This window comes from Candidatus Paceibacterota bacterium, assembly GCA_041666915.1.
Classification (GTDB): Bacteria; Patescibacteriota; Minisyncoccia; order Phycocordibacterales; family PALSA-1337; genus C7867-002.
In genome coordinates this window covers 179903-205087 of record JBAYFZ010000001.1, presented here as the reverse complement: position 1 = coordinate 205087, position 25185 = coordinate 179903, and the positions used below count along the sequence as shown (strand labels likewise).

Annotated in this window: 29 protein-coding genes; 20 read left to right on the top strand and 9 right to left on the bottom strand. The window is 37.5% G+C overall.

What is annotated here, in order from left to right:
• The first annotated feature begins 24 nt into the window (after positions 1-24).
• Entirely contained in the window at positions 25-1842 is a 1818-nt protein-coding gene (locus tag WCS89_01165; GenBank protein ID MFA6554097.1) for an ABC transporter ATP-binding protein, read from the top strand.
• A gap of 52 nt (positions 1843-1894) precedes the next feature.
• On the opposite strand, the gene WCS89_01160 is transcribed toward WCS89_01165, so the two are convergent.
• Positions 1895-2038 (bottom strand): hypothetical protein, encoded by a 144-nt coding sequence (locus WCS89_01160; GenBank protein ID MFA6554096.1) that lies wholly within the window; start codon positions 2036-2038, stop codon positions 1895-1897.
• A gap of 623 nt (positions 2039-2661) precedes the next feature.
• Here WCS89_01160 and WCS89_01155 point away from each other — a divergent pair.
• The 8 genes from WCS89_01155 (at position 2662) to WCS89_01120 (ending at position 9601) form a co-directional block, all read left to right on the top strand.
• Positions 2662-3609 (top strand): NAD(P)-dependent oxidoreductase, encoded by a 948-nt coding sequence (locus WCS89_01155; protein ID MFA6554095.1) that lies wholly within the window; start codon positions 2662-2664, stop codon positions 3607-3609.
• Complete coding sequence (locus WCS89_01150; protein ID MFA6554094.1) at positions 3587-4399, top strand: nucleotidyltransferase domain-containing protein; 813 nt, start codon at positions 3587-3589, stop codon at positions 4397-4399. The genes WCS89_01155 and WCS89_01150 overlap by 23 nt, the downstream gene beginning before the upstream one ends.
• Positions 4396-6057, top strand: coding sequence for a pyridoxal-dependent decarboxylase (locus WCS89_01145; protein ID MFA6554093.1), 1662 nt, complete (start codon positions 4396-4398; stop codon positions 6055-6057). Before WCS89_01150 ends, WCS89_01145 begins: the two co-directional genes overlap by 4 nt.
• 8 nt (positions 6058-6065) lie before the next feature.
• Complete coding sequence (locus WCS89_01140; GenBank protein MFA6554092.1) at positions 6066-7364, top strand: aminotransferase class I/II-fold pyridoxal phosphate-dependent enzyme; 1299 nt, start codon at positions 6066-6068, stop codon at positions 7362-7364.
• Positions 7365-7403: 39 nt separating this feature from the next.
• Positions 7404-8588, top strand: coding sequence for a tyrosine--tRNA ligase (gene tyrS / locus WCS89_01135; GenBank protein MFA6554091.1), 1185 nt, complete (start codon positions 7404-7406; stop codon positions 8586-8588).
• 128 nt (positions 8589-8716) lie between these two features.
• Positions 8717-8848, top strand: coding sequence for a hypothetical protein (locus tag WCS89_01130; GenBank protein ID MFA6554090.1), 132 nt, complete (start codon positions 8717-8719; stop codon positions 8846-8848).
• 164 nt (positions 8849-9012) lie between these two features.
• Entirely contained in the window at positions 9013-9171 is a 159-nt protein-coding gene (locus tag WCS89_01125) for a hypothetical protein (GenBank protein MFA6554089.1), read from the top strand.
• 97 nt (positions 9172-9268) lie between these two features.
• Entirely contained in the window at positions 9269-9601 is a 333-nt protein-coding gene (locus WCS89_01120; GenBank protein MFA6554088.1) for a MazG nucleotide pyrophosphohydrolase domain-containing protein, read from the top strand.
• Between the two features lie 32 nt (positions 9602-9633).
• On the opposite strand, the gene WCS89_01115 is transcribed toward WCS89_01120, so the two are convergent.
• Positions 9634-11307: an ATP-binding protein gene (locus WCS89_01115; protein ID MFA6554087.1), complete on the bottom strand. Its 1674-nt coding sequence runs from the start codon at positions 11305-11307 to the stop codon at positions 9634-9636.
• Between the two features lie 30 nt (positions 11308-11337).
• Here WCS89_01115 and WCS89_01110 point away from each other — a divergent pair, with 30 nt between their 5' ends.
• Together WCS89_01110 and WCS89_01105 are read left to right on the top strand one after the other, a co-directional pair.
• Complete coding sequence (locus WCS89_01110; protein ID MFA6554086.1) at positions 11338-12222, top strand: class I SAM-dependent methyltransferase family protein; 885 nt, start codon at positions 11338-11340, stop codon at positions 12220-12222.
• A gap of 2 nt (positions 12223-12224) precedes the next feature.
• A complete protein-coding gene (locus tag WCS89_01105; GenBank protein MFA6554085.1) occupies positions 12225-13844 on the top strand; it encodes an ATP-binding protein in 1620 nt (539 codons plus the stop codon).
• A gap of 91 nt (positions 13845-13935) precedes the next feature.
• On the opposite strand, the gene WCS89_01100 is transcribed toward WCS89_01105, so the two are convergent.
• Entirely contained in the window at positions 13936-14112 is a 177-nt protein-coding gene (locus WCS89_01100) for a hypothetical protein (GenBank protein ID MFA6554084.1), read from the bottom strand.
• 83 nt (positions 14113-14195) lie between these two features.
• The gene (locus tag WCS89_01095) at positions 14196-14657 is read right to left on the bottom strand and encodes a GatB/YqeY domain-containing protein (GenBank protein ID MFA6554083.1); all 462 of its coding nucleotides are present in this window, start codon (positions 14655-14657) and stop codon (positions 14196-14198) included.
• Between the two features lie 271 nt (positions 14658-14928).
• Between WCS89_01095 and WCS89_01090 the strand changes: the two genes are divergently transcribed.
• The 7 genes from WCS89_01090 to WCS89_01060 all read left to right on the top strand — a co-directional run bounded on the left by WCS89_01090 (position 14929) and on the right by WCS89_01060 (position 19651).
• On the top strand, positions 14929-15180 hold the full coding sequence (locus WCS89_01090; GenBank protein ID MFA6554082.1) for a multiubiquitin domain-containing protein: 252 nt from the start codon (positions 14929-14931) through the stop codon (positions 15178-15180).
• Positions 15155-16345, top strand: coding sequence for a ThiF family adenylyltransferase (locus WCS89_01085; GenBank protein MFA6554081.1), 1191 nt, complete (start codon positions 15155-15157; stop codon positions 16343-16345). Before WCS89_01090 ends, WCS89_01085 begins: the two co-directional genes overlap by 26 nt.
• 462 nt (positions 16346-16807) lie before the next feature.
• The gene (locus tag WCS89_01080) at positions 16808-17029 is read left to right on the top strand and encodes a helix-turn-helix transcriptional regulator (GenBank protein MFA6554080.1); all 222 of its coding nucleotides are present in this window, start codon (positions 16808-16810) and stop codon (positions 17027-17029) included.
• Between the two features lie 4 nt (positions 17030-17033).
• On the top strand, positions 17034-17501 hold the full coding sequence (locus tag WCS89_01075; GenBank protein ID MFA6554079.1) for a hypothetical protein: 468 nt from the start codon (positions 17034-17036) through the stop codon (positions 17499-17501).
• The gene (locus WCS89_01070; protein MFA6554078.1) at positions 17498-18178 is read left to right on the top strand and encodes a hypothetical protein; all 681 of its coding nucleotides are present in this window, start codon (positions 17498-17500) and stop codon (positions 18176-18178) included. The genes WCS89_01075 and WCS89_01070 overlap by 4 nt, the downstream gene beginning before the upstream one ends.
• Positions 18179-18182: 4 nt before the next feature.
• Positions 18183-18497, top strand: a complete 315-nt coding sequence (locus WCS89_01065; protein ID MFA6554077.1) for a hypothetical protein — start codon at positions 18183-18185, stop codon at positions 18495-18497.
• Positions 18494-19651 carry a hypothetical protein gene (locus tag WCS89_01060; GenBank protein ID MFA6554076.1) on the top strand — a complete coding sequence of 386 codons (1158 nt, stop codon included), beginning with the start codon at positions 18494-18496 and terminating at the stop codon, positions 19649-19651. Before WCS89_01065 ends, WCS89_01060 begins: the two co-directional genes overlap by 4 nt.
• Before the next feature lie 253 nt (positions 19652-19904).
• Here the strand turns inward: WCS89_01060 and WCS89_01055 are convergent, their stop codons facing one another.
• Both WCS89_01055 and WCS89_01050 read right to left on the bottom strand, forming a co-directional pair.
• Positions 19905-20366 (bottom strand): NYN domain-containing protein, encoded by a 462-nt coding sequence (locus WCS89_01055; protein ID MFA6554075.1) that lies wholly within the window; start codon positions 20364-20366, stop codon positions 19905-19907.
• Positions 20367-20452: 86 nt separating this feature from the next.
• Positions 20453-20647 carry a hypothetical protein gene (locus WCS89_01050; protein ID MFA6554074.1) on the bottom strand — a complete coding sequence of 65 codons (195 nt, stop codon included), beginning with the start codon at positions 20645-20647 and terminating at the stop codon, positions 20453-20455.
• Positions 20648-20744: 97 nt separating this feature from the next.
• On the opposite strand from WCS89_01050, the gene WCS89_01045 reads away from it, so the two are divergent.
• A complete protein-coding gene (locus WCS89_01045) occupies positions 20745-21875 on the top strand; it encodes a DNA recombination protein RmuC (GenBank protein ID MFA6554073.1) in 1131 nt (376 codons plus the stop codon).
• A 114-nt stretch (positions 21876-21989) separates the two neighbouring features.
• Positions 21990-22307, top strand: coding sequence for a 50S ribosomal protein L21 (gene rplU, locus WCS89_01040; protein MFA6554072.1), 318 nt, complete (start codon positions 21990-21992; stop codon positions 22305-22307).
• 60 nt (positions 22308-22367) lie between these two features.
• On the opposite strand, the gene WCS89_01035 is transcribed toward rplU, so the two are convergent.
• Genes WCS89_01035 through dnaB form a run of 3 tightly spaced genes read right to left on the bottom strand, consistent with a single transcriptional unit; the run spans position 22368 to position 24852 of the window.
• Positions 22368-23012 (bottom strand): toprim domain-containing protein, encoded by a 645-nt coding sequence (locus WCS89_01035; protein MFA6554071.1) that lies wholly within the window; start codon positions 23010-23012, stop codon positions 22368-22370.
• Positions 23013-23022: 10 nt separating this feature from the next.
• Positions 23023-23427 (bottom strand): four helix bundle protein, encoded by a 405-nt coding sequence (locus tag WCS89_01030; protein MFA6554070.1) that lies wholly within the window; start codon positions 23425-23427, stop codon positions 23023-23025.
• A gap of 45 nt (positions 23428-23472) precedes the next feature.
• Positions 23473-24852, bottom strand: a complete 1380-nt coding sequence (dnaB, locus tag WCS89_01025) for a replicative DNA helicase (GenBank protein ID MFA6554069.1) — start codon at positions 24850-24852, stop codon at positions 23473-23475.
• Between the last annotated feature and the right edge of the window lie 333 nt (positions 24853-25185).

Genomic DNA, 25185 nt, shown 5'->3' with positions numbered 1-25185 from the left:
CAACAAAAGAAAGATCTTTGACTTGTGAAAAAAGTACAAACTCTAAAACGGATTTGGGGCTTATGTGCTCCATATCATCGTAAAATCATCAGTATTCTCGGCCTTATCCTTGTCATTCAAGCGATAATCGCGATATTCCCAATGATCTTTGGAATGATCGTAACGTCGGTCTCATCGTCAAAAACCGACGAGACTCAAACCCTGATCATAGCTATCTGTCTTTGGGGATTACTCGGATGTACAAGGAACAGTCTCGCTCTCTTTCGAGAACGTTTTGAAATTCATAATTTGGATTATGAATTGTACAGGCATCTCTCACGGATATCTCTGGAAAAGTTTTTCAGCATATCTATGGGCCAACATCATGCAGGACACTCGATCATCAAACGAAGTATTATGAGCAAAGGAGAAGCTGCCGTTGCTGGTATTGTAAATATGGGAATATACGAACTTGTTCCGACTATTCTCATGGTTTTCATACCACTAGGACTTCTTCTAGTGAAAGTACCGATTATCGGTGCTTGTGTAATCTTTGTAATTATCTGCTATGCCATCTATACCGTGAAGTACAATACTTCTTTTTCTCCACGGTTACGAAAATTGGACACTTTATCCAATACTGTTTCAAAGAAACGTGGCGAGGTGATAGAAAATGCAGATCTTGTCTTTGCTAATGCCCAAGAAGAGCGTGTGCGAAGAGAGTGTGACGAAGAAAAGAATACTGAAGGATTGCAAGGTAAGCCAGTGTGGTTATCCTACGGTGTTTGTTTCTATGGGGGACAATTCTTTTTGATAATCTCCCAGACATTATGTATTGCTATTAGTGCCTACTTGGCCCGTAAAGGAACGATTACACCAGGAACATTTGTAGCAGTTGTCATATGGATTGGTTCGGCATTAGGGACTTTGACTAACATTAGTCACGTCCAACGTAATCTGATGAAAAATCTAGCACCTGTTAGTAAATATTTCAGGTTTTTGGATTATCAGCCAGATATTCTAATGCCCGATAAGCCGGTACCCATTGAAAATCTGCAAGGGAGAATTGAGTTTCGTCACGTCAGTTTCACTTATCGTAAGCGCACAGATAAGGATTCATTAAATGACGATGAAGGTGAAGAAACTTCCACGAAAGAGCATCAGGAGATACCAGCTCTTCAGGACATCTCTCTCGTTCTAGATCCCGGTAAACGTTATGCGTTTGTTGGTCCATCTGGAGCAGGGAAATCAACGCTTATAGGACTTGTTCTTAGGGCGTACGATTCTCAGGCTGGTCATGTACTGATAGACGGAGTTGACATACGGATGCTCGATTACCGAGAGCTTCGTCGCAATATTGGTTTGGTACCGCAAGACGTAGCACTGTTCGACGGTTCTATGCGCTACAACATCACCTTTGGTCTGAATGGGTCAGCTGATAAAGTTACCAACGAACAACTTGACCATATTTCCAAACTCTCACGCGTATCGGAATTTTCCAATAAGCTTGAAAATGGTTGGGATACTTTGGTCGGTGAACGTGGTCTCAAATTGTCTGGCGGTCAGAGGCAAAGGGTCGGTATTGCTCGAGCACTCATCAAGAATCCGCAAATATTGATCTTTGATGAGGCTACTTCAAGTCTTGATACTGAAAATGAAGCTATTATTCGGGAAAGTATCCGAGAAGCTTCTGTTGGAAAGACGACCATCATCATTGCTCATCGTTTGGCGACAGTGAAAGATGTCGACAAAATATTTGTCTTTGATGAAGGGAAGCTTGTTGAGCAAGGTTCTCACGAGGAACTTGTACAAAAAGATGGTTATTATCGACGTTTGGTACACAATCAAGTGATTCTGGCCTAACGTATTTTAAATTCACGAAAACTGCATGATCCCAAAAGGATTTTGCAGTTTTTTAATTCCACAAATTCACCTTCACTATTCCAAAAGTCTCTAGAATCCTGAGGAGAAAAAATCCAACGATCAGCATGAGGACACCACCCATGCCTATACATTCGGTGAAAAAAGCGATCGCTTCTTTGTTGGGTGATTTATCCATTAAGGGAATAAATCTAGCACATCTCTCAAATATTTGAAATTTTTTGTTTCTTACCGACTTCGCTCGTCCTTTTTTGTTCCTATAAATGCGTCAAATAAATCTTTGAAAAGGTAAAAGGCTTTGGATAAGATATCCTTGATTATTATAGGAAATATAGCATTTGGATTATCGATTTCCATATTTAAAACATAAAATACCTATACGTAGGTAACTTGTTAGTGATTGGTATAAACTATCACGCTGTAAATATTTATGTTTACATAAAAATTATTTTTGACCCAAAAACACCCTCACATACCCCTTTTTACTCTCACTTTTTACATGTTTTTAGCAACTTCTCGAGGTAAAAGTAGATTTTATCGTTATTTGTAGCCACATTACAGAATCAAAATCTTCATTGTTTCTTTAACGCTTTTTTATCGTTTCTTTAACCTTTTTTTATCAGGATTTTAACTCGTATGTGTATGATATACTCAAAGAAAGTAGACGATTGTAGTTTTAAAACGAAAGGAAAAACTATGCCCGAAAACACATGTGACGGTGATGGACAATGTGGAAGGAGAATCAATTGATAAAGAAAGGTCTAAAAAGAAGGAAGCTATTGATTGCCTATTTTAAATAATATGAAGATATCAAAAATTGTATCCATTGATAATGCTAAGATTCTACAAGATGACAAAAATATATTGACTTCATTTTGTGATTCGTTTGTTGAATATAATTCAGACCCAGTTTCGGATGAGGAGGTTTTACACCGCATATCTAATGCGGAAGTTATTATTGTCAATAAATATAGACTAGACGATTCTATCATCGGAAAACTCAATAAAACAAAATTAATTTGTGTATTCGGGTCTGGTTTTGATTTTATTGATATAGATGCTGCAGATAAAAATGGAATTGTGGTGGCAAATATACCTGATTATTGTACACAGGCGGTTGCTGAACACGTTATCGGTCTATTGATTGCATCATCAAGATTATATTATAAGGCTGTATCTGAATTACGTGCTGGTATTTGGGATCCACATCTTTACAGGGGACTAGAATTGAAGGGTAAAACGCTTGGAATTATAGGATACGGAAGGATAGGTAAAAGAGTCTCTGAAATAGCGCGTAGTGGATTTGATATGAATATTATTTCAATTGATAGTAAGAGTAATAGAGATGAGTTGGAACAGTTGCTCAGTAAATCAGATTACATTTCATTGCATGTGCCGTTGAATCAAAATACAAAGCATCTAATCGCTCGGAGAGAGTTTAATCTGATGAAAGATGGGGTAGTGCTTGTAAATACAAGTCGAGGTGCGGTTATAGATACTGAAGCTTTGGTAAGTAATATTAAGAGCAAAAAGATTTTTGCGGCTGGACTAGATGTATTTGAAAGAGAACCAATCAAAATAGATGATTCCTTACTTAGTTTTAATAATGTCATTCTTACACCGCATATAGGTTTTAAGACAATGATGTCTGAGACCAAGATATCTAAAATATTAGTCGATAATATCAGGGCGTTTATATCAGGAAGAAATTTAAATATCATAAATCATGAAGACAAGTATATTATCTAAGTTGCCCGTAAATGAATATCGACCATTCTTACTCTGGATACTCTCCAATCTGGAGTCTTTATCGTATGTGAATTCGTGTTGGCTTCACGGTTCTCGTGTGGCGGGGACACATGATAAGTATTCAGATTTGGATATAGCATTTATTGTAAATCGTGAAGCGGATAAAGAAACACTTAATAAATTATTTAAGACAAAGCTTTCACATAGAGAATTTTTTGATTATTTTAAGAATAGAATATTTAATTATTGGAGATTTCATGACCGAGAAGTTGGAATACATGTATATACCAGCAAGGAATTAACTGAAAAAGTAGATTTATTCACCTCGAACTTCAGTAGTTTTAATGAATTACAATGTCCCGTACAACATATAATTATAGACTCGTCTGTATTTTTTGATAAAGATGATTTTTTTGTTTCTCAGCGAGAGAGATGTTTTAATTTTATGAATACTCGTCAGAGCGAGTTTATAAATAACTACATAAATCGATTAAAACAAGAAGCAGAATGGTGGGCTATCCGCGGTAGGTGGAGAAGTGTATTTGAAGAGATGAATCAAGTGAATTTATTCATGGCTGAGGTAGCAAAATGTCATTATTTACTAAACGGTAAGTTATCTATGAATTCATCTAAACATTACCAGGATGATCTATTGGTACTTAAACCAAGCCTTGGTAAAGAAGTGATCAGATTGGTGGCGATTGATCCACACGATCTTGATTGTAAGAATAAGATTAAACTTATGGGAATCATCTATAAAAAATTATTAGCCTATTCAAAATCATCATGATAAAACTGTCTAACATTTCTTTACACTTTCTTGAGCCTGATGAGAAGAATTTTGATTTGATATCAGAAAAACAAAAGAAGTTGCATGAGATAATTTTGAATTCTTCAAATGACGTCGCTTCTCCTAGGATGAAGATTGATCCCATGTTTAGATACGGAGAAAAATTAGAAAAAGAATCGATACCATTCAACGGTTTAGATGACGACATGATTTACAGCCTTGTTTCTAAAGCTTTTGAAGGTGTAATCAAATTTCATCATCCCAATACTCTTTTTAATATTACACCTCCAACATCATTGGATGCTATAGCTGTATCAACGGTGACGAACCTTTATAATCCGAATATTTTATGGGATATTAATTCTGGGAATATGGTTTTATTTGAAAGGTATGTAGTCAAGTATCTTTGTGATTTAGCTGGGTTTGATTATAAAACCGCAGATGGCATTTCTTGTTTTGGTGGCAAGGCGACTATGATATACGCGATAAAACAGGGATTGGAAAATATAGACAAACACACAAAAGATGACGGCGCTAAAGATGATTATGTTGTTATAACATCGAAGGCTTGCCATTACACCATTGAAAGTGTTTGCGATTTACTTGGTCTCGGTAGAAAGTCATGTATTAGGGTATCTTGTGATGAGAATGAGAACATGCGTCTGGATGATTTTGAACATGTGTTAGGTAAATGTATCGTTGATGGTAAGAAAATCGCTTGTATTATTTTGGCTGGTGGAGGCACTTTGGATCTTAATGTTGATAACATTCCTATGGTTATCGAAATCGTCAAAAAAATATGTCTTAAACATAATTTACAATATGTGCCACATATTCACCTTGATAGTGTTATCGGGTGGGCATGGTTGTTCTATAAGAATTACGATTTTGAAAAAAACGAGCTTTTGATTAGTGCATCAGCTCTTAATAAGCTAATGTTGGTAAATAAAAAAATAATGAATGTCAATCTAGTCGATTCTTTTGGTGTGGACCTGCATAAAATGGGTTTTTGTCCTTATTCTTCAAGTTTTTTTATTACAAAGAAGAGTCTTGGTAATCAAGATAAATTTAATCAATCATATGGCGATAATCAAGTCTATACATATTCAATCGAAAATTCTAGATCTGGTACAGGAATATTGTCGGCATGGGTAACACTTAATCAGTTAGGAATTAATGGATTTAGAGAATACTTGGCATATATTATGGAAGTGTCTGAATATTTGAAAAGACAAATATCAGTAAAATATTCAAATGATTTTCAGATTATCAACGATTTTTCAGCTGGTCCATGTATAATGGTTAAGCCTCATTATAAGGGTCAAGGTAGTGACTTCTACGAATTATTGTCTCATGATCAATCAATAAGAGATGATTACAATTGTTACTGCGAAAAATTTTATAAGTATGCCTTTTATAAATTATCTAAGGAAAAACAGAATTATCCATTGATTGGTTTCTTGTCCAATTATCGAAAACGAACTATAGGATCTGATCTATCCGCCTTAAGATTATTTCCAATGTCATTATTTTTGGATGAAAGCCTATGCGATAGGATATTGGACGGTCTTCTAAAGATGAAAACAGAATTTGAGCAGTCATACTTACACAGTAATGAATCTGACACAATTAGTATTCATGAGCATCAGCCAAGATAATGTTTTTTATGATTAAAAAACCTAATTTATCAAACTATTATCAGACTAGAAAAGTTTCCGTGATTAGATCTGTCTACGAGAAATTAAAAGAACGTAAAGATATTGTGGTGCCAATAGATATGGCGCTCGGAAACATCAATCGTGCGATGTATCCAGCGCTAATTAAGAGGATGAGAAGATTAGCTGGTCCTCAGAGTCCATTCAATAAAGGAATAGTCAAGTATTCTTCATCGGCAGGCTACGTTGAGACACAAAAAGCTTTTTTAAAGATATTCAATGCGAGCGACTTACCGATAGATAATCTCTATATTCAGATTACAGATGGCGCAAGTCAAGCAATAGAATTTTGCTTATTGGGTATTTCTGGAAACACAGAAAAAAATATTGGACCGATTTTATTATTTGATCCTGCATACACTTCATTTGAATACATGGCGAGAAGGTTAAATCGTAGAACTATATCCATGGTTCGTATAATCCAGTCAGATGGGATATTCGAATTTCCGTCTATAAAAAAGATCGAGCAATTCATATTAAAGAAAAAACCGAACGCGATGATAATTATTCCATACGATAATCCTACAGGACAACTCATTACTCAAAATCAACTAGAAGCTTTAGCGAGGCTTTGTGTTAGATATAACATGTGGCTAGTGAGTGATGAAACCTATCGTGAATTGCATTACTCGAAATCAAAAGCCCCAAGCATTTGGAGATTGTCCGATGAAACCATCCCAGGCATTCAAGGAAGACGAATTTCATTGGAGTCAGCTTCTAAGGTTTGGAATGCTTGTGGTTTGAGGATTGGCGCGATCGTAACTGACAACGAAACTTTTTACGAGAAGTCTGTTGCAGAAAGTACAGCGAATGTGTGCCCAAATGTAATTGGTCAATACATATTTTCAGCTTTAGCTAAAGAAAATAAGAAAGATATCAAATGTTGGTTTGATAAACAGAGGGAGTACTACCAATCTATCATTAGCTTTGTCTCCTGTGACCTTAAGAAGAAAATTCCTAGCATAATTATATCCAAACCTGATGCGGCTTTGTATCTTGTCTTAGATTTTAAAAATATAGATCCAAATTTTAATGCTATTGATTTTATAAATTTCTGTGCAAAATCTGGCAAATCAAAATACGGTAACCAATATTATACAGTTCTCATGACACCACTAGAAAATTTCTTTAAGGACAAGAAATTAGGTAGGACAATGGTTAGGATATCATTTATGGATTCGATAAACAGGATTCGTATCTTACCAAATGTATTGAAGGATCTCTTGGATCAGTACTTCAATACAAAGTGACACTGTTCCATTTTATTAAATAAATGGTAATATATTAATATGATAAATATCGAAAGTAATAAGGAAAAAATATCCGATATACTTACACGCGGGGTTGAAGAAGTGATCGATAAAGATATTTTGGAGAAAAAACTCCTAAGCGGTAAGAAATTACGTGTAAAATTAGGTATTGATCCTACAAGCCCTAATATTCATATTGGGCGATCCATCCCACTTCTCAAGCTCAAAGATTTTCAGGAGCTTGGACATACAGTGGTATTCATTATAGGTGATTCTACTGGTATTATCGGAGATACTTCCGACAAGGAAAGCGAACGACCAATGCTGTCTAAGGAAATAGTCCAAAATAATCTCCAAACCTATATAGAACAAGCGGCAAAAATAATTGATGTGGAAAAGGCAGAGATATATCACAATAGTGAGTGGCTTGATAAGCTTACTTATCAGGAGATCGGAAGACAGGCAGGAGTCTTTTCGTTGAATTCTTTTATCATGCGTGAGAATATTCGCAGAAGATTGGATGACGGTAAAAGGGTTTCATTACGAGAATTACTTTATCCTCTTATGCAAGGATATGATTCGGTTAAGGTTAAAGCAGATGTTGAGATAGGTGGTACAGATCAAAGATTTAATCTACTTGCTGGTCGTGATCTACAACGTGAATACGGTCAAGAACCACAAGATGTGATAACTAATCCATTGTTAGAGGGTCTTGATGGAAGAAAGATGAGTTCGAGTTGGGGTAATACGGTTAATCTGTTAGATACGCCAAATGATATGTTTGGAAAAATCATGTCTCTGAAAGATGAATTTATCATCAGGTACTTTACTTTCGCTACTCGAGTCCCTACGGAAGTCATCAATACTTATTCTGATGCATTGAAAGCTAAATCAAATCCACGTGATATAAAAATGAGACTGGCTTATGAATTAGTAAGGATGTACAATTCAGAGAATATGGCCAAGCAGGCCCAAGAATTTTTCGTAAATACGTTTAGTAAAAAAGAGATCCCCGATGTCGTGCCCGAAATAAAGCCTAGTAGTTACGATGTCATCACTGTTATGGTCGAGTCCGGACTTTCTCCAAGTAAATCTGAGGCTCGACGTCTCATTGAGCATAAGGGAGTCAAGATTAATGAAGCCGTCATGGACGATCCAAAGAAGGTGCTTAAAAAAGACGATATCGTCCAGAAAGGAAAAAGGTTTTTCGTTAAGGTTATTTAACAGGTTAGTAACACGCGTTAACGAGAAAGTAGATCTGCCAGAGTACCTTCGTGCGGAATTTTTATGCGTTCGATTTTGTTTTTTCTGTTATACACCTTAACCTAAAAGGTGGAAAAATTGGAAAGGATATGCCATACGAAGTACCACTAAATCCTGATTTGACTATTGATTCAACCGAGGAATCATTACTTGCAAGCTTGGATAAAATCATAAAAAGCATAGGTAAATTAGCGGGTATAAGTAATATCTCTTCAAGATAAATCGGTTTTTACTTAATAAGTAGATTTCAATTCCGACAAGAAGCCAAGTAAAAAGTAGAGGGTGGAGGAATATTGTTGTTGAGGAGGAAATAATGAAATATTACCATTTTCTCTTGCGTTAGGAGAATTACTATTGTATATTTATTAGGAAAGGAGGTGTTATTATGTTTACACACCCCAATGAGATTGACGAGTACAAAAGACAAGGAGCTCGCAAGATGGGTATCATCGTTCCGTCTGCGACCTATTCAGGAAAACAGATTACCGTGATACTACTTGTTTTTGCTTCTCTGGTATTGTGCGGATTGTATCTTTTCAAATGAAAGTGGAAATATACAACCGTCGTGCCACACAGTCCTATCGGAATAGGGCTGTTTTTATAACTGGAAACACAAGCGTGTGGTAGAATAAAAGAAAATTATGAAAACATTATCTGAAATACAACAAGAACAGAGCGAGTTGTTGAGTGGTATCGAACATCCACGCTTGGGAAATACTCTAGGTCTCTTCGAAGAAGTTGGGGAGGTGGCCAAGGAAGTGACTGAAATTGAGATGTATGGTCAAGCAAAGAAAGTTGAACTTGGAAAAGAATGCGCGGACGTTCTTTTCAGTTTACTTTCTCTATGTGATTCGTACGGTATCAATCTGTCCACCGAATACGTTGCAAAGCTCGAAGAAATTAAGAAAAAAGTTCCTGAATGGAGAGTAAAGTACGGTAGAGTTCTGGACGAATTGAGAAAAAAACTCGATTAAACACGAACTACAAAGGCATCTACCCAATCTTTTTAAAACCCTCCACCCCTCACCCTCACCACCACCTTCGTTCCTCTCCCTTCACCCTCTGATACCAGTTCAAGTTCACCATGATGAGCTCGGACAATAGCTCTCGCAACCGATAATCCAACGCCCATGCCCATAGGATTGGCTTTGCGAGCCACTTCACTGCGATGGAAGAGGTTACCGAAAATCTTTTCTCTGTCTAGAGGATTGATACCCACGCCAGTATCGGTCACAGAAAGTTCAAAAGAGTCACCAGAAATACTCGTCTTCATCTCTATTCGCCCACCGAGAATGTTGTAACGTACTGCATTCTCTATGATGATGAGCAGGGCATCACGCATCTTGGATGCATCAACCATGAGTATTGGCCAACTCTTTTCATCTTCTGGATAATTCACAATCAATTTCTTTTGTTCAATATCTATATACAGTTCCGCGAGAATGTCCACAATCATAGGTTTCAAACTAGCCGATGCCAGATTCAAAATATTTCCACCCGGCTTGATGGCTGTTATGGCGAGAAAGTCGTTCACTATTTTGGTCAATCGTACCGCTCCAGCATTTGCATCTGCGATGGAACCGCGCAACTTCGAATCAATATCACCATGTTCACCCGATAGTATTGACTCCAATTGGCACTTGATACCCGTCACTGGTGCCCGCAAATGATGTTGGGTGATCATAATAAACTGATCCTTTGTCTCATTGAGCTTTTCCAACTCCCTTCGAGCATGCTTTTCCATGTCGTAAGATTTGCGGATTTCTTGGGTTTGTTCGGCGACTTTGGCCTCAAGGTTTTCGTTGAGGTCTTTGAGCAATTCAGCCTGACGTGTTTCAAGGAGAATACTTTTGATGAGGTAGAAGGCGAGGGTGATAAACGCGATAAAAGTGATGACGCTGAGCCATAAGTCAGAAGTTATATTGAGAAAGATGTTAATGAAAAGAATAACCGTCATCGCAATAGCCAAAATTTCAGCCGTTACGGCCTTTACGTTCATCTGGCGGTATTTGATGATGGAATACGAAAATATTGGTATCCAAATCAATTCTGTTACAGGCCCTAGCCAATTAAGATCGTAGTATCCGAATCTTGGTAAAATAATACACATCAAACTTGGTGGCGTTGCACCGACAACAATAACCCAAAGCATGTATTTTAGATTTGCTTTTGTATTTAAATCTGTACATTTCTTAAATTTGTAATATAAAATCACAATACCAGTTCCAAAAAATCCAAAAAAGAAAATCTCAAATAGAGGTGATAAAGGACCAAATCCCCACCCCAAAAAATTATTACCACTAATTGGAAATAACTTAGATACTATGGTGTCTGTAAACAAAAATAGATATGCAAAAATAATCTGAACAGTTAAAATCGACCATTTTATCCAGTTACTAATTTTTCTATCTTCAGGATAACTTAGGAAGAAGTATAAAAATGAAGCCGCAATGGTACTTCCTAGAAAATATGTCATTCTAGAAAAAAATATTGCACTTTGGTAGTCTTTAGACGTTGCAACAAAAAGACCTACACACGTAATCCATATTGTTACCCAAAAGATACTATGAGTAAAAGCACGAGAAGACGGGTTGCTACTTCCTAGAAAGATAACCAAATCAAGACTTCCAATCAAAATTGCTGAAAACCAAACAAGTGTTGTATAAATATTAATTTCCATATAATTAGCACTATGATATCATATACTCATATGAATATTATCGTTGATCATGATAATGATTTGACGTACGAGACAAATGGTTATTTGCGTAGATTTTTCAATAGCATATGTATCCCAGTTTTAAACATATTGCCACCAAAGTCAAATACGTTAATTAGAAAGAGTCACAAATCTGTTGATGAGGTTGTAGATAATGCAACCACCCACAAGGCTCTTGAATTGTTATACAAAAAAGGACACAAGAAGCATTCAAAAAGTTGGCCACAAAAAGTTATGCATAAACTTTGGTTCGGTACTAATAATTCAAAAGCTGTGCGTAATAGACTGCAGCTTGTTAAAAGAGAACTAAGAAATACACTAATGACCCTTAAACAAAAAGATACACCAATTTCAATTTTAAGTATTGCTTCTGGCTCTGCAAGGGCCGTTATAGAATCTATAGTAGAAACCAATAGTATGGATAAAAAAATCTCAATAATTTTTCTTGATAAAAATCCTGAGGCTCTAGAATACAGCAAGAGACTCTCTGAGGAACATAATCTAACAAGTAACAGTAATTGCAATCTTACGTGGATTAATGGCACAGCGGAAACATTTCTTAGATCTGTACAAGATAACAAGTTCGATATTGTCGAAATGGTTGGATTACTAGATTATTTTATTGATGAAAAGGCTGTTTCTGTATTTAGGAATATAAAAAATGTTCTAAATGGTTCAGGAATATTTATAACAGCAAATATTAGTCATAATCAGGAAGAGAAATTTCTAACCGATGTGATTGGTTGGAAAATGATTTATCGTTCTGCAGAAGAATTAGGAGGACTTCTTTTAGAGGCTGGCTTTAACGAAAGAGAAATCCAGTTATATTACGAGCCTTTAGAAATTCACGTAGTATCAGTAGCAAAAAATAAGTAAATATGGACATAATTAGTATATCTCTTACACTTGTTTCTCTAATTACCGCAGGTCTAAGCTTGTTCATTATTAGGGGTGAAGATAATGCCTCAAATAAAGTCTTTTCTTTATTTATACTATCAATCAGTCTCTGGGCTTTTGGGCTTTTGATGTTCAGACTAACCGATAACCTAGAATACGCTCTTTATTACACACGTTTTTACTACATTACAGCAGCAGCAATTCCATTTTTCTTCTTAAATTTCTCATACACATTCCCTAAAAAAATCACCCTAACGATTGCCCAACGTTTCTACATATATTTACCTTTTTCGTTAATTACACTTGGAATACTGATCAGTCCCCACTTTATATTGCAATCGGTTTACTTTTTAGAAAGTGGCATTAAATCAGCCACCGTTAATACTTTTGGTTATACTATATATGTTATATATTTTATTGCATCTCTCGTTGTTGCTTATTCAAATTTATTTAAATCATTTAATAAAAGTAATGATCATACGGTAAAAATTCAATTAAAATTTATCTTTCTGGGTACAATACTTCCTTATCTTATAGCCATGTACTTTGACCTTATCTCTCCACCTTATGATTATACCCATATTTGGATTGGTCCTCTCATGGCATTTATTGTTGCTTGGGTACTTTTATACGCAGTTTATAAACATAATCTACTAAACGCCAAGGTCATTACCACAGAAATGTTTACTGCATGTCTGTGGATATTTATCTTAGTACGAGTACTACTTGCAGAGACAGATCAAGATCGTCTATTAAACATAGGTCTATTAATTCTTACTATTATAGTCGGTTCGTTACTTATAAGAAGCGTCCGACAAGAAGTCAAACACCGCGAAAAAATCGAACTTCTCGCAACCGACCTTGAAAAAGCCAACACGCGTCTGACGGAATTGGACCGTCAGAAATCCGAATTCGTTTCCTTTGCAACACATCAGTTGCGGGGACCACTTACGGCAATGAAGGGTTATTCATCTCTCATACTGGAGGGCGATATGGGTGAGATTTCTACAGAGGTTAGAAACGGTGTTACGAGAATATTTGATTCCACGAATACATTGGTGAACATTGTTAATGACTATTTGAACCTCAGCCGTATTGAGCTCGGGGCAATGAAGTACGCATTTGAAACGATAGATCTAAAGACGATGATAGAAGACGTGGTGGCTGAACTCAAACCAAACATTGATAAGACTGGCGTCAAACTCACGTTCACAGCCGAAAATCATGGCATAGATTACAGGACTACAGCAGATAGGGACAAACTCAAACAGGTTGTTGCCAACATTATTGATAACTCACTCAAATACACACCTTCCGGTTCTATTGACGCCAAACTTTCTTATGACAAGTCTCGCCACCTATTCATCTTCGCGGTCAAAGATACTGGCGTGGGCATCGCACCAGAAACATTACCTAGATTGTTCCAGAAGTTTTCTAGAGCCGAGAATGCAAGTAAGACAAACATCCGTGGTACTGGCTTGGGACTTTATGTGGCAAAACAAATGATAGAAGCTCATCACGGTACCATCCGTGCCGAATCTCCTGGAGAAGGGAAGGGTGCAACATTTATTGTTGAATTAGAACCTTTCGCAAAGGCATAGTATTCGACCGTGTCCGACCTAGCCGAAAACATACAAAAAAAATACCCCGTACAAAAGTGGGGTATTTCTGATTGAAACTTGCTCGATCACTTTATTCTTGATCACTTGGTGGCAATCCACGCCACTTAGGTTGCTCCTTCTTCCTTGGCGTTGGGTGCGATTTACTCAACATAGGATGAGCAGTACGAGCTACTCCGACCGATTTCCTGATGTTATTAAAAAGATCCATCAAAAAATCCCTTTGGGTACGCGTTATTGCATGATTCATAACGATTCCGTTTCGGTTAGTTGTTGTGTACAAAACTACTATAACAGTATACGCTAAATCGGTGACAAAGTCAATAGTAGTACTTATTTTACCAAACCCTCTAGTACAATCTTAACATCATTACCATCTGCTCTGCCACCCAATTCCTTCATAACTTGACCAGTGATCTTTCCGATAGCTTTTGCATCAAAAGAACCTTGTTTCTTGAGGTTTTCAATGACTTTACTGGCAACAACCATTATTTCTTCTTTAGTAGCACCAGCTGGCAAGAATGATTCCAAGATCACAAGTTCAGCCTTTTCTTTATCAGCCAAATCTGCACGTTTACCGATTTCGAATTGTCGGATTGAATCTTGACGTTGTTTTACACTCCTCTTGATGAGAGCTAAAACTTTTTCATCTGGCAAAAATTCTGTAGTGATCTTTTGGGCCAGCATTTCATTCAAAAATAATGCATTCAAACCTCGGAGAGTGTCTAGACGAACAGTGTCCTTGGCGCGCATAGCTTCTTTTATTTGCTCTTTGATGTTTTGGTGTAGGGTCATGATAAAGACAGTTTACAATGAAAAGTGCAATTCGCCAACCGGCGAAGCAAAGTTTTAATCACAATCGAACGCGTTCAAAGATACTTAATAACTATTAACTAAAACTGTTTGATTTCGTATAATAGAAACTTGCAAGTCACATTGTCGCACAACTGTGGATAACTTTTTTAGCGATACAACATAAGTAGACGAGTGGCCATAAATAGGTGTAATATTCAGGTAATATCTGGCTTAAACATTAATAATAACAAAGCTAGATAAATACAAAACTATGGCTCATGAAAAAGATTATACCATCATAGTGAACGGCACAGAACATGTGTTGTCAACTGATGTCGTGACTTTTGAACAAGTCGTTGAGATTGCTTTTCCTGGACATCCGACAACTCCAGACACAATCTTCTCAATCACCTTCGAGAAGGCACACAGTAAACCACATCAGGGTACGCTTGCCGCGGGCGGATCAGTGACCGTTAAAAAGCACGGTACCGTATTCGATGTCACACAGACTAATCGATCTTAATGACGATCTTCGGAAACTCCGTGACGCAGGTTTTAATGTAGATATCCATGCTGGACATCTTATCGTCAGGGATATTCCATATGTAAACGACAAGCGTCAGGTTTGTCGTGACGGTATTTTGGTGACCAGTTTAGACTTGAATGGGGACATTACCAATCGTCCAGGCGATCATACAATCAAATTTGTTGGGGATCATCCGTGCTCGAGTGATGGCCAGCTTATTGCGGGTATTAAACATAACAGTGACCTTGTTCGAATAAGCGAGAGTATAACTACGCGGCACTCTTTTTCTAGTAAGCCTCCTCGCGGCCACTATGAAAACTACTATGAAAAGATAAAAACATATGCGGCAATAATAGAGGGTCACGCCTCAGTCATTGATCAATCAGCGACTTCGAAGACGTATCAGGTGGTGGTGCCCGAAGACGACAATTCACCTTTTCAATATATTGATACTGCGTCTGCTCGGGTAGATATAAATATGATTACTCAAAAACTCGCAGTAGAAAAGCTGGCGATAGTAGGGCTGGGTGGTACCGGTTCATATGTTCTTGATTTTATCGCTAAAACACCAGTCAAAGAAATTCATTTATTCGATGGTGATAAATTCTCATCACACAACGCTTTTCGAGCGCCTGGGGCAGCTTCGATAGACGATCTCCATAGGCAAATGTTTAAAGTAGACTATCTTAAAGAGATTTATTCTCGTATGCATAAAGGAATCATCGCTCACCCAGTGCCGATTGATACTACGAATATCGATCAGTTAGATGGCATGTCGCATGTATTTCTTTGTATGGATGCAGGTCCCGCAAAGAAAACCATAGTCGAGTACTTGGAACAGAAGGATATTTCGTTCATTGACACGGGAATTGGTATTTATGCCAAAGACGAAAAACTGGGTGGAATATTAAGGACAACATCCAGCACATCCAGTAATCGTGAAAATGCGCGGTCACATATCTCGTTTGTACCAACTGACCAAGGAGCAAATGAGTACGATAAAAATATCCAAGTAGCGGATCTCAATGCCCTTAATGCAATTCAAGCAGTTATTAAATGGAAAAAAATGCGTGGCTTCTATTTTGACACGAAGAAAGAAAACTTTAGTACATACACGATAGGAGGAAATATGTTGTTAAATGACACAGATGAAACCGACTAAAATTATCCAACCAAATTTTGTTGAATTTATCCCAACTGACTTGAAGGAAGGCATTCTTTATATTTCAAATAAATACCAAACGTGCAGTCACTTATGTTGTTGTGGGTGTGGAAATAAGGTTGTGACACCTCTGAAGCCCAGTGGATGGAGTCTTAATATCCAGAAAGGAAAAGCAACACTGTATCCATCGATTGGTAACTGGAATTTTGCATGTCAGTCGCATTATTGGGTACGATCGAACGAGATAATGTGGGCGACTAAATGGACAAAGAGTGATATTGAGGCAGTTAGGATTAGTGATAGGGAAGCTCGAAGTCTACATTACGATCATGCATCAAAGCCTGATTCCTTCTGGATGAAAATCATATCCTGGTTCTGGGGGAGTTAGTTCTAAGATTATTTTCGTTATCCACCATATCTAAACTTTAGATATTGACTTTCTGTATATACGCTATAGTATATATGGATAAGACAATACGGACAAAGGAGTACGCGATCTTTATTGAGCGGATGAAAAAGGCTCGATTGGACGCAGGGCTACGACAGATAGATGTAGCAAAGAAGATGAGGCGCCCGCAGTCTTACATCTCTCGCGTCGAGTCAGGAGAATATCGTTTGGATATTATGGAGGTCAAAAAGTTTGCTCAGCTATACAACAAGGATATCAACTATTTTATTAAATAAAAATATGGAAGAGTCTAATAAAAAGAATATTTTCAAACGCTTCAAAGAAAGTTATGGTATATCCGGCATGTTTCTTTTTGTAGTAATTGTTATCGCTTCATATATAAAGATCGATAATTTTTGGGGTCTTAAAAATATGTATTCTGTGATGACATCAGATGAAATTCGAAAGGTTCTTTTCTCTGTAATTACTCTCGAAATGGTTTCGAGCTTTATTCTTGCATTGCTAGGCATAGTCACAATATATTTCTTTATAAAACTAAAAGACAAAGCTCTTATTTGTGCATTTGTTTTTATTGCACTGCAGCCTATATTGGATGGACTTACAGAAATTGGATATTCGGGCAATATCGGAAGCGGAGTAGGGTCTTTGATCGGTGGAGCAATAATCTTTTGGATTTTCTGGCATTTCTTAGGTCAAAAAGCATCAAGTTACCTAAAATTAGCGTATGTCAAAAAAATAAATTTATGACTGAAAAAATCAATTTGGAAAAAATAGAAAGAGAACTTCACCCTTTTGTTGTTGAGTATCTCGTAAAAAAGTTACACATTGATGACCAGTCAATGCAGAAGGCCGAAGTTAAACCTTTTTTGGTTCGCCCAGAAGAACAGTCATGGGATACTTTGGCGAATATAAACGAATGGAATGCAAAACCCGATAAGGCATCTAAATTCGGTAATTTTACTATCAATCCTGACACTATAACCTTGCATTGGGAAGATATATCACCAGATAGGGTTGTTATTGAGAGACTGCCAAAATATTTTTCAGGTAGCGGTGAGAAATCTGGAATAGCAAAAAATGCGGTTACGGTTGCTGACGTTGCAAAATTCGTTGTTGAAAACTACGGGACCACCCATTATATCCCCGGAATTGAATACCTAAAATATCTTCAAGAATCTGAATCGAATTGGTTTAAGGAGAAAGTAGGTGGAATATTTAATCGTATACAGAGTGGTGATAAAACTGCTGTTAAGGATGGCTTTGTCACATACGCGTTTTTCGGCTCAGTAATATATGGAAAAAGTAGAAAAGGAGATATTTACACTCAACATATACCTTGCTGGACTGCTCTAAATAAGGATATCACTCTCGGCAGTCTTCCTTGGATGGATGAACACGATAGGTTTGTTCTCATAAAAAAGTAGTTTAATGGAGAAAGATCTTATTAATCTGTTAGGTCTTGTATTGAATGTTCTGGGTTCAATTATTCTCGTAAAATATCTTTTTATTTCCGATAAGGAAATAGAGGACATATCGGAAATTCCGATAGAGCCATCAACTACTCATTTTACATCAGCGACTTCTAGGAAAACTTTGTCTGGTGCACTCACGGATGTAGAGAAAATAAATCGGTATCGAGGCGATTTCATACGGAGAAGGCGTGATGAAAGGACAAACGGTAAAAGGGGAATATATCTTGTCATCGTCGGTTTCATTATTCAGGCGGTCGCTTTATTTATATGAGAAATATTCTTTTTAAAACAGCAGCCATCGTCATTCTAGTAGGCCTGATTTTTGCCAGCATCTATATAGTAAAGATATACCAAAAGGAAGATAGTAAACTATTATGGCCGGAAAAGTTTTTTGATTTTGGATATGAACTGGAATCTTTGAAAGATATTCACGATTCAGCTATGAAAATATTATCTAAGAATAATCAAAATGTAAGATTTTGTGGATCATTTTTTGATGTGTACGACAGTCGTTACAAATTACAGCCAGGAGAAATTGGTGGGTGTGCCGAATTTGGTACTGGCGAAAGTCGAATTATTCGTACCAAAGACGATGTTCAGACTAAAGAGGTTGGTGATGATCAAGATAAATTTTTGGTGCATATCAAAACAGATAGAGCTTATAAAATAAAAGATTTTTCTCTAGAATTAATAGATACGGGTGACTACAATGTTGGTAATGACACGGACATCTGTAGAATATCGATTACTAATTCAACCAGGTCATTATTCTCTTTGAGTAAGGAAGATTTTCGTTGCGGTCACCTCTCAAGTATAGAATATGGTGACGATATACTTTTGATCATTCAGGACTATGCCCCCAAAGGAAACCAGTATACGGGCGATTCCCATATTTTATTTATTCAAGAGGATAAATTATTTGATATTGGAACAATTGATACAGACTGGTATGGAGGAGGATTACAAGCCAAAGATTTTTGGGTTAATAATAGTGAATTATTCCTTACATTTTATGATGGAAGATACGGGTGGAAGTACGGACAATCGCATAACAGCTCAACGTATTCATTCATTCCTCGTGTATTCAAAATCACTTCACATAACGATTCCGTATTGTTGAGTGAAGGAACGAAAGTATCAGATGATATAAAAAATATTTTTACACATCAACTTAATGCTATAAGAACATCATTTAGCAAAGTATCAACATCAACTCACGATGCGTCTACTATCAACGCCTTTATACCATATTGGATCGGAATTTCTCGATATGTCCTTACTGGTGATGCGCTATCAAGAGAACTTGAAAGCATCAAAAATGACATCGCTAAAATTAATAGTAGTAATTTCTCCATAAAACCTAGTGAAGTGGATACAATCTATACTGATATTATTTCTCAGGAAAAAGTAATAAAATCTCTATGATCCGTAACAAAAAGGCCCATAAAATATGGGTCTTTTCTGTATATATGTTATCAACACCTAGATATTGATTTCTAACTTCAATCGTCTATACTGTATCTAATCATTAGAAAACGCCAACCTGTGTGGCGTTTTCCTTTGTATATGATGTTATGCACAAGGGGTCTTTACAATTTCCTCAAATCTGCTAGTATCTAGATGACCTTAACAGTCAATTTTCCAGAGCTTGGGGGCCTCGCAAGAGGTCCCCTTTGCATTATAAAAGCTTCATCTCTTTTTTGTAGCAGATGAATTCCTTGATCTTCTTTACATCATAAATCTTAAGGCCTTTGGCGCAAAGATCACTAAGTTCACTGGCTACTTTACCAGAAGTCGCAAATAACATCACATGCTTTTTATCTGTAAGTAGCTGACTGATCGGGTCTTCAAAATCACTATCTCCACTCCATAATATAAAAGTCTCGACATTATTATTTTCAAAATCGCGAAGCAGGTCGCGTCCAATTTCCACATCAAAATTAGACTTCAGATCCTCGATCTCTAGAATGCCTTGCTGATTCAGTAATCGAAGTTCATTGTTCAGTGTTTCTATAGTTTCAACCTTGAGTTTTGCCAGAAAAGGCTTGCGAATAAAATTTTTTAGCAATTCAGGTGAATTCGCGGGAATACTGGAAGCATCAATAGATAGTTTCAGTATTTTGACTGGTTTGGTCCTCACAATGTAATCGAAATGCTTTGCATCCTCGATCAGCATTTTTGAATATGGATTTATCTTTAGGGTGCCATGATAGAACTTTACTTCGTTTATAGTGTCAAAGGATTTAATTGCATCAGACGACGGAGATCAACATGCCAGCCGAGCTTTTTGGCCCAAGGACGGACATTGCCATAGTCAATATAAATATTCGTCTTCTTATCGAAGATCTTTTCAAGGCCTTGAATCTTTTCCGGGTAAGCGGCCGCGAGCTCTTTTATCCTGTCTGTTGTGGGCTTAAACATATTGTGGAAATATTATCATATCCAGAATAAAATACATCATTGGATTTTCTTAGAAATTAGTAATTAAAAATTAGAAATTTTCTGTTATAATACCCCCATGCAAACCACCCTCATCATTTTAGTCGTCATTGCCGTCGTAGCCAACATTGTCATGATTTTTGCCATTATGAGACGTAAGAACGAAGAACCGGTAAAGGAAGACGGGCAAGGATTGAATCTCATCTTGGAACAAGTAAATGAACTCGGACGTATCGTAGACCGACGTGTCGGTGACCTTTCTAGGACCGTAGATAATAAGGTTGATGGACTTACCAAAGCCGTAGATACCAAGATCCATGAATCATCCAGAAACATGCAGGAATCAATGCGTGCTCAACTTTCTGAATCTTCAAAATTGATCAAAGAAGTTACCCAAGGCTTGACCAAGCTCGATGAGACCAACAGACAGGTCGTCTCTTTCGCTGATCAATTACAAAATCTGCAAGATATTTTGAAAAATCCCAAGCATCGTGGAATCCTCGGTGAATATTATTTAGAAACATTACTCAAAAATGTTTTGGCGCCAGGACAATATCAGATGCAATATGCTTTCAAGAATGGAGAGATCGTAGATGCGGCTGTTTTCGTTAAAGATAAAGTTATACCGATAGACTCCAAATTTTCTTTGGAAAATTACAATAAATTGGCTGAGGAAAAAAATCCAGCCGAGAGAGATAAACTAGAAAAGGCTTTTGTTGGTGATTTGAAAATCCGTATCCAAGAGACTGCCAAATATGTCCGACCAACCGAAGGGACGATGGATTTTGCCTTCATGTTTATACCTCACGAAGCTATTTACTATGATCTTTTGGTCAACAAAATCGGGGCCGTAACCGAAGAGACCGATAACTTGATTCAGAGAGCAGCCAATAAGTACAAAGTTATTATCGTTTCTCCAACTTCATTCTTGGCGTATTTACAAACAGTTCTACAAGGCTTGAAGGCACTACAAATAGAAGAAACTGCAAAAGATATCATCAAGAGGGTCTCGGATCTCGGTACACACTTAAAGAAATATGAAGAATATCATGGTAAATTGGGAGTTTCGCTTTCTACGGTGGTCAATCATTACAATACTGCTGGTAAGGAACTCAAAAAGGTAGACAAAGACATCCTACGCATTACAGAAGTGGCTCCAGGTATAGAGGTAGCGATGATAGAGAAGCCGGAGAGCGCAGAAGAGAGTTAAGAGTTAGGAGGTAAGAGTTAAGAAAAAACGCATTTGTGACTATTCTTAGCTCTTACCTCTTACCTCCATTTTTTGCTTGCATGTTCCAATAAAACCTGTATACTATGTTCCACTATGGAATTTGCAGTAATTCAAACAGGTGGCAAGCAATACAGCGTCTCAAAGGGCGATGTTATTAGCATTGAGAAGCTTTCTGACACTCAGAAAGAAGGCGACAAGATCGTCTTCGACAAAGTCCTCCTAGTTGATGATGGCAAAAATACTACTATTGGCACACCTTTCATTGAAAAGGCTTCAGTCAAAGCAACTGTCGTAAAGATCGGTCGTGAACCTAAGGTTGTGGTTGTTCACTACAAACAAAAGAGCCGTTATTTCAAGAAAAATGGTCACAGACAGCCTTTTGTTCAGGTCAAGATTGATGCGTTGAAGTAGGGTAGAGGTAAGAGATAGGAGTTAAGGGATAAGAAAAACGCACCAGAAATAGTGCGTTTTTTAACTCCTATTTTTGAGGGCACTCTTAATAGTCTCACCGTCAACATATTCCAACTCGGCACCAGTAGACAAACCGCGACCAAGTACCGAGATTTTGATAGGTTTGGCACCAACAACCTTTTGTATGGCCTCTTTAACTATTTGAGCAGTATTCTCACCATCAGGAGTCGTATTTAAAGAAAGGATAATTTCCGCGAGGTCCGACCTAGTGGGAGCCGAAACCGCCGAAACTCTTTTCAAAAGCATTTCCAAACGAATACGCTTATCTGGTTCTTTGTCTAGAATAGGTATTGTCCCACCAAGGACAAAGTACAAACCGTTATAAGCGTGACTCTTTTCTACAGTCTCTAGATCTGAATCACGAGCGACTATCATCAAGCTGGATTGGTCACGGGAAGTGTCGGAGCAAATTTGGCAGAGAGAAGATTTGGAGTTAAGAGGTAGGAGATTAGAGGTAAGAGTAAAAAAGCGGTGGCACATTGAGCATTCCAAAGTAGACTTTTTGACCTCTTCAATGAGCTGGGTAAATTCTCTTATAGAAGATGGTGACTTATTTAAAATATAATAAACAAAACGCTTGGCTTGGCGAGGACCAATACCGGGGAATTTGGCAAATATTTCTTCTAGGCGGTGAAGGGAATCCATAGGAGTAGAGTTAAGAGGTAGGAGTTAAGAGATAAGATCCAGCAAATTGATTGGTTTTCGAAATAAACCCTTGAAGAATCCTGTGCGTTTGATTGGCTTGTTCCTCAATATTTAAATAATCTACATCTGAAATATAACCTATATCCCTAGCAATTAAAAGTTGATTTTTTAGTTCAGTAAGTGAGCCTTGGGCAATATAATAAAAATGAGACCTCTCTTTATAAGCACGCCTACCAAACCCTTCAGCAATATTGGATGTAACTGAAACGGCAGATCTTTGCATCTGACTAACAAGCCCAAATATCTCAGATTTAGGAAACTTTCTAGTTGTCTTATAGATCATAAGAACAAGTTTATGACCCTCTTGCCAAACAACTAAATCAGTAAATTTTTGAATCTTAATTGTTGTCTGCATTTTTCTTACCTTCTTATCTCTTAACTCCTACCTCTTACCTCTCCCTTACTTCTCCTCAAAACCACCAAAGTCCGCTTTATCAATAGACATGAAAGTAGTTTTCTTACTATCAAAGAATAGTTTGGCAATACCAGTAGGACCGTTTCTATGCTTTTCAATGAGAATCTCAGCTTCTTCCTTCTTACCACCGAGGTCTTGGTCGGCTTCACGATGGATGAACATGACTACGTCAGCATCCTGTTCAATAGAACCTGAATCGCGAAGGTCTGAAAGGCGAGGTTTACCACCACGTTGTTCCACGGCACGAGAAAGCTGTGACAAAGCTAGGACAGGAACTTCTAGTTCACGAGCGAGGTTTTTCAAAGAGCGGGAAATCTCGGTGACTTGTTGAACAAGGTTGTCGTTGTTCTTTGTTGTAGTTGGCAACATGAGCTGGAGGTAGTCCACAACGATAAGTCCGAGACCCTTTTCATTTTTGAGACGACGAGCGACGGCGCGCATTTTCAAAATATTATTGCCCGGAGCATCGTCAATATAAATAGGAGCATCGGAGAGACGGCTGATAGCTTCACCGATAGCTTTGAAATCTTGTTCAACCGAAAGATTGTGACCGGTGCGTATCTTCCAACTATCAACTTGTGATTCTGCAGAAAGCATACGATCCACCAATTGTTGCGAGCTCATTTCTAGAGAAAAGATAGCGACTGGAACTTTGTGATTGACGGCAGCTTTACGTGCAATATCCAAAGCAAGGGAAGTTTTTCCCATAGAAGGACGGGCAGCGAGAATGATGAGGTCAGACTTTTGGAAACCAGAAAGTTTGGCATCAATCTCTGCAAAACCAGAAGGTACACCTCGAAGCTCACCCGTAGTCTTGTGTAAATGATCCAAACGTTCCCATGCTTCATGTAAAGTGTCTTTTAGAGCAACAAATTTGTGTGAGCCTGTCTTATTGGTTACATGATATAAGGCTTTTTCCGCTTTTTCCAAAAGTTCATGTAATTCTGATTCTTCATCATAACCAAGACCAGATATTTGCTCAGCTGCACGTAGAAGTTCGCGCATGCTGTGCTTTTTCTCAACTATTTCAGCGTAATGATTGGCGTTAGTAGAAGAAGGAACCGTGTTGATGAGTTCAGTGAGGAAAGCCATGCCACCAGTCTGTTCCAATTGCTCTTTTTCTTTGAGGCGGGCCGACAAAGTGAGAACATCAATAGGAGAACCTTTGGTATGAAGTTCCAACAAAGCTGACCAAACCATTCTGTGAATATTTGAATAGAAAGATTGTTCGCCAACAATATCAACAATGTCATGCATTGCCTCACCACGGATCATGATGGACCCAAGAAGAGCTTTTTCCGCTTCCAAACTGTGAGGCGGAATTTTGAGGTCTCTAGTTTTGAAATAAGGGGAAGCAGTGTCCATGAAATAAAATTCTTAAACAAAATTATGTGAAAAATATAATTGAGTTGTTTAATTGTAGCACGTGCAATTTTTATATCTCCAAATAAAAAAGGTGGACAAACAGTGGAAAAGTTATTTGCTTGTCATTCTCAGTGTTGTGTCATTCCCGCAAAGGCGATTTAGCAAAATCGTGTCGAATGGACCGGGAATCCATGGTTACCACAAAATATAGATTATTGATTCGTAATAATTCTGGATTCCCGCCTTCGCGGGAATGACAATAACAAAACTGTGGTAAGATACATGAAGGTGAGTTTGACTGCCGTTTTTTACGACTACCGTCAAACTCCGTGA

Bases quoted from the DNA above. Each gene is read 5' to 3' on its own strand.
- rplU (MFA6554072.1), top strand. From the start codon at position 21,990: ATGGAATTTGCAGTAATTCAAACAGGTGGCAAGCAATACAGCGTCTCA.
- WCS89_01130 (MFA6554090.1), top strand. From the start codon at position 8,717: ATGCCATACGAAGTACCACTAAATCCTGATTTGACTATTGATTCAACC.
- dnaB (MFA6554069.1), bottom strand. From the start codon at position 24,852: ATGGACACTGCTTCCCCTTATTTCAAAACTAGAGACCTCAAAATTCCG.
- WCS89_01105 (MFA6554085.1), top strand. From the start codon at position 12,225: ATGGACATAATTAGTATATCTCTTACACTTGTTTCTCTAATTACCGCA.
- WCS89_01110 (MFA6554086.1), top strand. From the start codon at position 11,338: ATGAATATTATCGTTGATCATGATAATGATTTGACGTACGAGACAAAT.
- WCS89_01065 (MFA6554077.1), top strand. From the start codon at position 18,183: ATGGAGAAAGATCTTATTAATCTGTTAGGTCTTGTATTGAATGTTCTG.
- WCS89_01090 (MFA6554082.1), top strand. From the start codon at position 14,929: ATGGCTCATGAAAAAGATTATACCATCATAGTGAACGGCACAGAACAT.
- WCS89_01145 (MFA6554093.1), top strand. From the start codon at position 4,396: ATGATAAAACTGTCTAACATTTCTTTACACTTTCTTGAGCCTGATGAG.
- WCS89_01120 (MFA6554088.1), top strand. From the start codon at position 9,269: ATGAAAACATTATCTGAAATACAACAAGAACAGAGCGAGTTGTTGAGT.
- WCS89_01060 (MFA6554076.1), top strand. From the start codon at position 18,494: ATGAGAAATATTCTTTTTAAAACAGCAGCCATCGTCATTCTAGTAGGC.
- WCS89_01070 (MFA6554078.1), top strand. From the start codon at position 17,498: ATGACTGAAAAAATCAATTTGGAAAAAATAGAAAGAGAACTTCACCCT.
- WCS89_01100 (MFA6554084.1), bottom strand. From the start codon at position 14,112: ATGAATCATGCAATAACGCGTACCCAAAGGGATTTTTTGATGGATCTT.
- WCS89_01140 (MFA6554092.1), top strand. From the start codon at position 6,066: ATGATTAAAAAACCTAATTTATCAAACTATTATCAGACTAGAAAAGTT.
- WCS89_01085 (MFA6554081.1), top strand. From the start codon at position 15,155: ATGTCACACAGACTAATCGATCTTAATGACGATCTTCGGAAACTCCGT.
- WCS89_01075 (MFA6554079.1), top strand. From the start codon at position 17,034: ATGGAAGAGTCTAATAAAAAGAATATTTTCAAACGCTTCAAAGAAAGT.
- WCS89_01160 (MFA6554096.1), bottom strand. From the start codon at position 2,038: ATGGATAAATCACCCAACAAAGAAGCGATCGCTTTTTTCACCGAATGT.
- WCS89_01150 (MFA6554094.1), top strand. From the start codon at position 3,587: ATGAAGACAAGTATATTATCTAAGTTGCCCGTAAATGAATATCGACCA.
- WCS89_01030 (MFA6554070.1), bottom strand. From the start codon at position 23,427: ATGCAGACAACAATTAAGATTCAAAAATTTACTGATTTAGTTGTTTGG.
- WCS89_01115 (MFA6554087.1), bottom strand. From the start codon at position 11,307: ATGGAAATTAATATTTATACAACACTTGTTTGGTTTTCAGCAATTTTG.
- WCS89_01095 (MFA6554083.1), bottom strand. From the start codon at position 14,657: ATGACCCTACACCAAAACATCAAAGAGCAAATAAAAGAAGCTATGCGC.
- WCS89_01050 (MFA6554074.1), bottom strand. From the start codon at position 20,647: ATGTTTAAGCCCACAACAGACAGGATAAAAGAGCTCGCGGCCGCTTAC.
- WCS89_01125 (MFA6554089.1), top strand. From the start codon at position 9,013: ATGTTTACACACCCCAATGAGATTGACGAGTACAAAAGACAAGGAGCT.
- WCS89_01080 (MFA6554080.1), top strand. From the start codon at position 16,808: ATGGATAAGACAATACGGACAAAGGAGTACGCGATCTTTATTGAGCGG.
- WCS89_01045 (MFA6554073.1), top strand. From the start codon at position 20,745: ATGCAAACCACCCTCATCATTTTAGTCGTCATTGCCGTCGTAGCCAAC.
- tyrS (MFA6554091.1), top strand. From the start codon at position 7,404: ATGATAAATATCGAAAGTAATAAGGAAAAAATATCCGATATACTTACA.
- WCS89_01035 (MFA6554071.1), bottom strand. From the start codon at position 23,012: ATGGATTCCCTTCACCGCCTAGAAGAAATATTTGCCAAATTCCCCGGT.
- WCS89_01155 (MFA6554095.1), top strand. From the start codon at position 2,662: ATGAAGATATCAAAAATTGTATCCATTGATAATGCTAAGATTCTACAA.